We start from the raw sequence: 7771 nt of genomic DNA on the forward strand, positions 1-7771 counted from the left end.
AGGAGGCGCTGCTGCGCCATCCGGACGTGGCCGAGGCGGCGGTCGTCGGCCGTCCGGACGAGGCCCGCGGCCAGGTCGCGGTGGCCTACACGGTGCTGCGCGCGGGCGCCCGGCGCGACCCGGAGGCGCTGCGCGCCTTCCTCACCGGTGAGCTGGCGCCGTACAAGTGCCCGCGCGCGTTCGTCTTCCTCGACGCGCTGCCCCGCACGGCCACCGGCAAGCTCCAGCGGTTCCGGCTGCGTACCGGAGGTGACCAGCAGTGATGCCGACGACCTAAAATGATCAACGTGACCGAGCAGCACGCCCCCAGGTCCCTCATCGTCACGCTCTACGGCGCGTACGGCCGCTTCCTGCCCGGCCCGGTGCCCGTCGCCGAGCTGATCCGGCTCCTGGCCGCCGTCGGCGTGGACGCGCCGTCCGTGCGTTCCTCGGTGTCCCGGCTCAAACGGCGCGGGCTGCTGCTGCCCGCCCGCACCGGGTCCGGCGCCGCCGGGTACGAACTGTCCGCCGAGGCATGCCAGCTGATGGACGACGGCGACCGGCGCATCTACGCGGGCGCCCCCGTCGCGGACGAGGGCTGGGTGCTGGCGGTGTTCTCGGTGCCGGAGTCGGAGCGGCAGAAGCGGCACGTGCTGCGCTCCCGGCTGGCCGGGCTGGGCTTCGGCACGGCGGCCCCGGGGGTGTGGATCGCCCCGGCCCGGCTGTACGAGGAGACCGAGCACACCCTGCGCCGGCTGCGGCTGGATCCGTACGTGGACTTCTTCCGCGGGGAGCACCTGGGGTTCGCGGCCACGGCCGAGGCGGTGGCCCGCTGGTGGGACCTGGCGGCGATCGCCAAGGAGCACGAACGCTTCCTGGACGCGCACGAGCCGGTCCTGCAGGCCTGGCGGGAGCGGGCCGACACCCCGCCGGAGGAGGCGTACCACGACTACCTCCTCGCCCTCGACTCCTGGCGCCACCTCCCCTACACCGATCCGGGCCTGCCCACCGCCCTCCTCCCGGCCGGCTGGCCCGGTGTCCGTTCGGCGGAGGTCTTCCGCGGCCTGCACGAGCGGCTGCGGGACGCGGGGGCCGGCTTCGCGGGGGTGTGAGCCGGGCCCGGCCCGCGGGCGGTGCCTCAGCCGCCCAGTGACAAGCGCGGTTTCGGGGCGTCCGTGCGGCCGGTCGGCGGGCGCCTGCTGCCGGCCCGGTACGGGGCGGGCCAGACGGCGCCGGGTCCCTCGTAGCCCTGCTCGGCCGCCGCGTGCAGGGTCCAGTGCGGGTCGTACAGGTGCGGCCGGGCCAGCGCGCACAGGTCCGCGCGGCCGGCCAGGATCAGCGAGTTGACGTCGTCCCAGGAGGAGATCGCGCCGACCGCGATCACCGGGACGCGGACCTCATGCCGGATCCGGTCGGCGAACGGCGTCTGGTACGACCTGCCGAACTCCGGCCGCTCCTCGGCCACCACCTGCCCGGTGGACACGTCGATGGCGTCGGCGCCGTGCGCGGCGAAGGCGCGGGCGATCCCGACGGCGTCCTCGGCGCTCGTCCCGCCCTCCGCCCAGTCGGTGGCGGAGATCCGGACGGTGACCGGCCGTTCGGCCGGCCACACCCCGCGTACGGCCTCGAAGACCTCCAGCGGGAACCGCAGCCGCTTCTCCAGCGAGCCGCCGTAGGCGTCGGTGCGCCGGTTGGTGAGCGGGGAGAGGAAGCCGGAGAGCAGGTAGCCGTGGGCGCAGTGCAGTTCGAGCAGGTCGAAGCCGGCCCGCGCGGCCCGCCAGGCGGCTGCGGCGAACTGCTCGCGCAGATCGGTCAGCTGTGCCCGGGACAGCTCGCGCGGGGTCTGGCCGCCCAGCCGGTACGGCAGCGGGGAGGCGGCGACGAGGGGCCAGTTGCCGGTGGGCAGCGGCTCGTCCATGCCCTCCCACATCACCTTCGTGGAGCCCTTGCGGCCGCAGTGGCCGAGCTGGACGCCGATCGCGGTGCCCGGGGACCGGCGGTGCACGAAGTCGGTGACCCGGCGCCACGCCTCGGCCTGCCGGCCGGTGTACAGGCCGGCGCACCCCGGGGTGATCCGGCCCTCCGGGCTGACGCACACCATCTCGGTCATCACCAGGCCGGCTCCGCCGAGGGCACGGGCGCCCAGGTGGACCAGGTGGAAGTCGCCGGGGACACCGTCGGTGGCGGAGTACATGTCCATGGGCGACACGACGACCCGGTTGCGCAGGGTCAGGCCGCGCAGCCGGAACGGCGTGAACATCGGCGGTGTGCCGGGCGGGCAGCCGAACTCGCGTTCCACGGACTCGGTGAAGCGGGCGTCGCGCAGCCGCAGGTTGCCGTGGGTGACCCGGCGGCTGCGGGTGAGCAGGTTGAAGGCGAACTGGCGGGGCGGCCGGCCGAGGTACAGCGGCAGGTCCTCGAACCATTCCAGGCTGGCCCGGGCGGCCCGCTGGGTGGAGGCGACGACGGGCCTGCGCTCCTCCTCGTAGGCCGCGAGCGCCTCGGCCAGGGAGTCCTGTTCGGCCAGGCAGGCGGCCAGTGCGAGGGCGTCCTCCACGGCGAGCTTGGTGCCGGAGCCGATGGAGAAGTGGGCGGTGTGCGCGGCGTCGCCGAGGAGGACGACGTTGCCGTGCGACCAGCGGTCGTTGACCACCGTACGGAAGGTGGTCCAGGCGGACGTGCCGGAGCGCAGGGGGCGGCCGCGCAGGGCGTCCGCGAAGATCTTGGCGCAGCGCGCCACCGACTCCTGCGCGTCGAGTTCGTCGAAGCCGGCCGCCCGCCACACCTCCTCGCGCATCTCGACGATGACGGTGGAGGCATCCGCCGCATAGGGGTAGCCGTGCAGTTGCATCACGCCGTGCTCGGTCTCGGCGATCTCGAAGCGGAAGGCGTCGAAGGCGAAGTCGGCGGCGAGCCAGATGTAGCGGCAGCGGTGTGCGGTCACCCGGGGACGGAACACCGGGGCGTAGGCGTCGCGGGTGGTGCTGTGGACACCGTCGGCGGCGATGACGAGGTCGTGGTCGGCCGCGAGCCGGGCGACGGGCGGCGCCTCGGTGGAGAAGCGGAGCTCCACGCCCAGGGAGCGGCAGCGCGCGTGCAGGATCGCCAGCAGCCGGTGCCGGCCGAGCGCGGCGAAGCCGTGGCCGCCGGAGCGGTGGTGGGTGCCCCGGTGCCCGATGTCGATGTCGTCCCAGCGGACGAAGTCCTCCCGCAGGGCCGCGTGGACGACGGGGTCGGCGTGTTCGATGCCGCCGAGGGTCTCGTCGGAGAGGACCACGCCGAAGCCGAACGTCTCGTCAGGGGCGTTGCGCTCCCACACGGTGACGTCGCGGGCCGGGTCGAGGCGTTTGAGCAGGGCCGCGGCGTAGAGCCCGCCGGGGCCCCCGCCGATGATCGCCACGCGCACCGGGCCTCACCTCCCCCGCCACTTCGGCGGGCGCTTCTCCGTGAAGGCGGCGTGGAACTCGGCGTAGTCCTCGCCGTTCATCAGCAGGGCCTGGGTGGCGGCGTCGAGTTCCACCGAGGCGGCCAGCGGCATGTCCAGTTCGGCCGTCAGCAGCGCCTTCGTCTGCGCGTACGCCAGGGCCGGGCCGTCGGCCAGGCGGCGGGCCAGCGCCGCGGCCGCCTCGTCGGCCCGGCCCTCCTCCGTCAGCTCGCTGATCAGGCCGATGCGCTCGGCCTCGGCGGCCCGGACCGGGTCGCCGAGCATGAGCAGCCGGGTGGCGTGGCCGAGGCCCACGACCCGGGGCAGCAGGTAGGCCGCGCCCATGTCGCCGCCCGACAGTCCGACCCGGGTGAAGAGGAAGGCGAACCGGGCCGAGGGGTCGGCGACGCGGAAGTCGGCCGCCAGGGCGAGGACGGCCCCGGCGCCCGCGGCCACGCCGTGCACGGCGGCGATCACCGGGAACGGGCACTCGCGGATCGCCCGGACGGTCTGGCCGGTCATCCGGTTGAAGTCGAGCAGCTGCGCGGTGTCCATGGCCAGCGTGGCGCCGATGATCTCGTCCACGTCGCCGCCGGAGCAGAAGCCGCGGCCCTCGCCGGCCAGGACCAGGGCGCGCACCGCGCGCTCCCGGGACAGTTCGGCCAGCAGGTCGCGCAGGTCGGCGTAGGCGCCGAAGGTGAGGGCGTTGAGCTTGTCGGGGCGGGCGAGGGTGACGGTGGCCACCCCGTCGGCGATCCGGACCCGCAGGTGCGTCCAGTCGGCGGTGCGGGCGGCGGAGCCGGTGAAGGGACTCATGACGTGCGGCCTCCTAGCGCGGCGGTGCCGTACGTTGCTCTGTCTCCTGAAGTTATCACCGATTTGTGACTGTCGTCACGGGGGCGCGACACGAGACGCGACCGGGCGGGTGGCGACCAGCGGTTTTCGGTCACGTCGGTCACCGCTGGTCGACAGCGGCGTAACAGTGGGCCCGCACGGGCGAGGACGGCCCCCCGCCTGGGTAGGCCGCCCGGTACCGGGGCCGGGAGGTTCCGGACGGCGCCCCCCGGCCGTCAGCGGTGGCCGGGCCCGTACCATTTCCTACAGTCGAAAGCAGGACAGCCTGCTCCATGAACGGACTCGCCTTGCACGAACGCTCCGCCGAATCGGCCTCCTGGCGCATCGCCCTGCCGCACACCGCCGCGGCGGTGCCGGTGGCGCGTGCCCTGGTGCGCTCGGCCCTCACCGAGGTGGAGCACGAGGCCGACTGCGACACGGCGGAACTGCTCACGGCCGAACTGGTGGCCAACGCGGTGGAGCACACCGCCGGGCGCGGACCGATCGAGCTGGTGGTGGAGCTGCGGCCGACCGGCTGCCAGGTCGAGGTGCACGATCCGGACCCGGCCCCGCCGGGCCAGCTGACCCGGCCGGTGCTCGAGGAGCCCGACGTCTGGCAGGAGGGCGGGCGCGGGCTGCTGCTGATCCGCGCCCTCAGCTCGTCCTGCGGGCACCGCCCCACCCCGTCGGGCAAGGCGGTGTGGTTCAGACTGCCTGTGATTCCCGCTCAGCGGCGGCCGGTGTGACCGGGGCGGCGCCGGTGGCCGGCGGCCTGGCCAGCGTGGAGTGCCGGCGGCCGTAGGCGCCGTAGACCAGCAGGCCCACCGCGAGGAACACGGCGAACTGGAGCCAGGTCCGCCAGCCGGTCTCGTACATCAGGTACAGGCAGAAGCCGACGCCGAGCAGCGGGGCCACCGGGTACAGCGGCACCTTGAAGCTGCGGGTGAGACCCGGTTCGCGGCGGCGCAGGGCGATCACCGTGATGTTGACGACGGCCATGACGGCGAGCGTGCCGATGGTGCACAGGTTCATCACCGCGTCGAGGGAGGCGAAGGCCGCCGGGACGGCGAAGACGACCGCGACGATCAGCGTGCCGGCGACCGGCGTGGCGGTCCGCGGGGAGACCTTCTCGAAGACGCGCGGGATCAGGCCGTCGCGGGACATCGACATCAGGATGCGGCTCTGGCCGTACATCACGGCGAGCACCACGGAGGCGATGGCGACGACCGCACCGAAGGCGATGACACCGCCGCCGACGGCCGAGCCGGTGACCTCGTTGACGACGTAGGAGAGCGCGGCGGGGCGGCCGGCGACCTGGTCGCCGCCGATGGCGCCGATCGCGGCGAGCGCGACCGCGCAGTACAGCAGGGTGACCAGGCCCATGCAGACGAGGATCGCGACGGGGATGTCCCGGCGCGGGTTCTTCGCCTCCTCGCCGGCGGTGGTGATCGCGTCGAAGCCGATGTAGGAGAAGAACGCGGCGGTGGTGCCGGCGCCGATGCCGCCGAGACCGGCCGGGGAGAACGGGGTGAGGTTGCCGTCCTTGAAGGCGCTGTAGCCGATGGCGCAGAAGGCGAGCAGGATCGCCAGCTTCACGGCGGCCATGGCGGCCGTCGCCCGGGCGCTCTCGCGCACGCCGCGCACCAGCAGCACGCAGGCCAGGGCGATGACGATCACGGCCGGGAGGTTCACGATGCCGCCGTCGCCGGGGCCGGCGCTGAGCGCGGCCGGGAGCTGGAGGCCGGTGAGGCTGTGCAGCAGCTCGTTGACGTACTGGCTCCAGCCGACCGCGACGGCCGAGATGGAGATGCCGTACTCCAGCAGCAGGCACCAGCCGACGAGGAAGGCGGTGGACTCGCCGAGGCCGGCGTAGGCGAAGGAGTACGAGGAACCCGAGACCGGGATCGCACCGCCCAGCTCGGCGAAGGACAGGGCGGTGAAGACGCAGGTGACCGCGGCGAGGACGAAGGAGACGACGACGGCCGGGCCGGCCTGGGCGACGGAGTCGGAGAGGCCGACGAAGATGCCGGTGCCGACGATGGCGCCGACGCCGAAGCAGATGAGCTGGAAGAGGCCCATGGTGCGCTTCAGGCCGTGTCCCTCGCGGTCGGCTCCGGATTCGGCGACGAGCAGGTGCGGGGACTTGATGCGGGGAGCGGGCATGCGGGTGGTGCTCGTTTCTGGTGGTGCGGGCGCCCGGCGTGGGGGCGCGGCGGCGGCGGCGGAAGGGGTGATTCCGGGCCACCGGTCAGGATAAGTCCTGGTGAGGCCGGTCAGGCAAGGCTTTCCCGGGCGAGTGTGGCCACCAGCACCGCCTTGATGGTGTGCAGCCGGTTCTCGGCCTCGTCGAAGACGACCGAGTGGGCGGACTCGAAGACCTCGTCCGTCACCTCCAGCGACCGCAGACCGTGCGCCTCGTGGATCTGCTGCCCCACGGCGGTGCCGAGGTCGTGGAAGGCGGGCAGGCAGTGCAGGAACTTCACTCCGGGGTTGCCGGTGGCCCGCAGGACGTCCATGGTCACGGCGTAGGGGGCCAGGGCCGCGATCCGCTCGCTCCACACCTCCTTGGGTTCGCCCATGGAGACCCACACGTCGGTGGCGACGAAGTCGGCGCCCAGGACGCCCTCGGCGACGTCCTCGGTGAGGGTGACGCGGGCACCGCTGGTCCCGGCGAGCGTGCGGGCGCGGTCGACGATCTCCTGGGCGGGCCAGTAGGACTTCGGGGCGACGATCCGGACGTCCATGCCGAGCAGGGCGCCCGTGACCAGGTAGGAGTTGCCCATGTTGAAGCGGGCGTCGCCGAGGTAGGCGAAGGAGATCTCGCGCGGCGGCTTGGTGCTGTGCTCGGTCATGGTGAGCACGTCGGCGAGCATCTGGGTGGGGTGCCAGTCGTCGGTGAGGCCGTTGTAGACGGGCACGCCGGCGTGCGCGGCCAGCTCCTCGACCTTGGCCTGGCTGTCGCCCCGGTACTCGATCGCGTCGTACATCCGGCCCAGCACGCGGGCGGTGTCCTTCACGGACTCCTTGTGGCCGATCTGCGAGCCGGCCGGGTCCAGGTAGGTGGTGTGGGCGCCCTGGTCGGCCGCGGCGACCTCGAACGCGCAGCGGGTGCGCGTCGAGGTCTTCTCGAAGATCAGCGCGATGTTCCGGCCCCGCAGGTACCGGACCTCGGACCCGGCCTTCTTGGCGGCCTTCAGCTCGGCGGCCAGCTCGACCAGGCCGCGGAACTCCTCCTCCGTGAAGTCCAGCTCCTTGAGGAAGTGGCGGCCGGCGAGGGCGGTCGGGACTGTCGCCATGTCGGGACGCTCCAGGTGTGAGGGCTGCGAAGACCTTGGAAGTCTATACGAGTATTCGCATGAGTATGCGATCCCCTCCGCGATCGGTGCCTTCCCATACTGGGTCCCTAGACGGGATCCCGCTCCACGGGACAGCTCATGCACCGCGGGCCGCCCCGGCCCCGGCCCAGCTCGCTGCCCGGGATCTCGATCACCTCGATGCCCTGCTTGCGCAGATGCGTGTTGGTGGTGGAGTTCC

The 7771-nt window shown here is 73.3% G+C and carries 8 protein-coding genes; 3 read left to right on the forward strand and 5 right to left on the reverse strand.

Going from position 1 to position 7771, the window contains the following annotated elements:
• Together IE312_RS41340 and IE312_RS22435 are read left to right on the forward strand one after the other, a co-directional pair.
• A partial coding sequence (locus tag IE312_RS41340) for an AMP-binding enzyme (RefSeq protein WP_440862365.1) occupies window positions 1-263 on the forward strand: 263 nt, incomplete at its 5' end.
• A gap of 15 nt (window positions 264-278) precedes the next feature.
• Complete coding sequence (locus IE312_RS22435; RefSeq protein WP_189984143.1) at window positions 279-1091, forward strand: PaaX family transcriptional regulator; 813 nt, start codon at window positions 279-281, stop codon at window positions 1089-1091.
• Window positions 1092-1117: 26 nt separating this feature from the next.
• Here IE312_RS22435 and IE312_RS22440 read toward each other — a convergent pair whose 3' ends face one another.
• Window positions 1118-3385 (reverse strand): bifunctional salicylyl-CoA 5-hydroxylase/oxidoreductase, encoded by a 2268-nt coding sequence (locus tag IE312_RS22440; protein WP_189984144.1) that lies wholly within the window; start codon window positions 3383-3385, stop codon window positions 1118-1120.
• A 6-nt stretch (window positions 3386-3391) separates the two neighbouring features.
• Window positions 3392-4219: an enoyl-CoA hydratase family protein gene (locus IE312_RS22445; RefSeq protein WP_189984145.1), complete on the reverse strand. Its 828-nt coding sequence runs from the start codon at window positions 4217-4219 to the stop codon at window positions 3392-3394.
• Between the two features lie 311 nt (window positions 4220-4530).
• Between IE312_RS22445 and IE312_RS22450 the strand changes: the two genes are divergently transcribed.
• Window positions 4531-4983, forward strand: a complete 453-nt coding sequence (locus IE312_RS22450) for an ATP-binding protein (RefSeq protein ID WP_189984146.1) — start codon at window positions 4531-4533, stop codon at window positions 4981-4983.
• Here the strand turns inward: IE312_RS22450 and IE312_RS22455 are convergent.
• The 3 genes from IE312_RS22455 to IE312_RS41345 form a co-directional block, all read right to left on the reverse strand.
• The gene (locus tag IE312_RS22455) at window positions 4943-6400 is read right to left on the reverse strand and encodes an amino acid permease (protein WP_189984147.1); all 1458 of its coding nucleotides are present in this window, start codon (window positions 6398-6400) and stop codon (window positions 4943-4945) included. The genes IE312_RS22450 and IE312_RS22455 overlap by 41 nt on opposite strands.
• A 110-nt stretch (window positions 6401-6510) precedes the next feature.
• Window positions 6511-7533 (reverse strand): ornithine carbamoyltransferase, encoded by a 1023-nt coding sequence (gene argF / locus IE312_RS22460; RefSeq protein ID WP_189984148.1) that lies wholly within the window; start codon window positions 7531-7533, stop codon window positions 6511-6513.
• A 107-nt stretch (window positions 7534-7640) separates the two neighbouring features.
• On the reverse strand, window positions 7641-7771 hold a 131-nt coding region (locus tag IE312_RS41345), incomplete at its 5' end, for an arginine deiminase family protein (protein ID WP_229900303.1).

This window comes from Streptomyces capoamus (assembly GCF_014654935.1).
GTDB lineage: Bacteria > Actinomycetota > Actinomycetes > Streptomycetales > Streptomycetaceae > Streptomyces > Streptomyces capoamus.

What these genes read in the sequence shown, in the direction of transcription:
- argF (WP_189984148.1), bottom strand. Translation starts at nt 7,533, where the DNA reads ATGGCGACAGTCCCGACCGCCCTCGCCGGCCGCCACTTCCTCAAGGAG.
- IE312_RS22435 (WP_189984143.1), top strand. Translation starts at nt 279, where the DNA reads ATGATCAACGTGACCGAGCAGCACGCCCCCAGGTCCCTCATCGTCACG.
- IE312_RS22455 (WP_189984147.1), bottom strand. Translation starts at nt 6,400, where the DNA reads ATGCCCGCTCCCCGCATCAAGTCCCCGCACCTGCTCGTCGCCGAATCC.
- IE312_RS22450 (WP_189984146.1), top strand. Translation starts at nt 4,531, where the DNA reads ATGAACGGACTCGCCTTGCACGAACGCTCCGCCGAATCGGCCTCCTGG.
- IE312_RS22445 (WP_189984145.1), bottom strand. Translation starts at nt 4,219, where the DNA reads ATGAGTCCCTTCACCGGCTCCGCCGCCCGCACCGCCGACTGGACGCAC.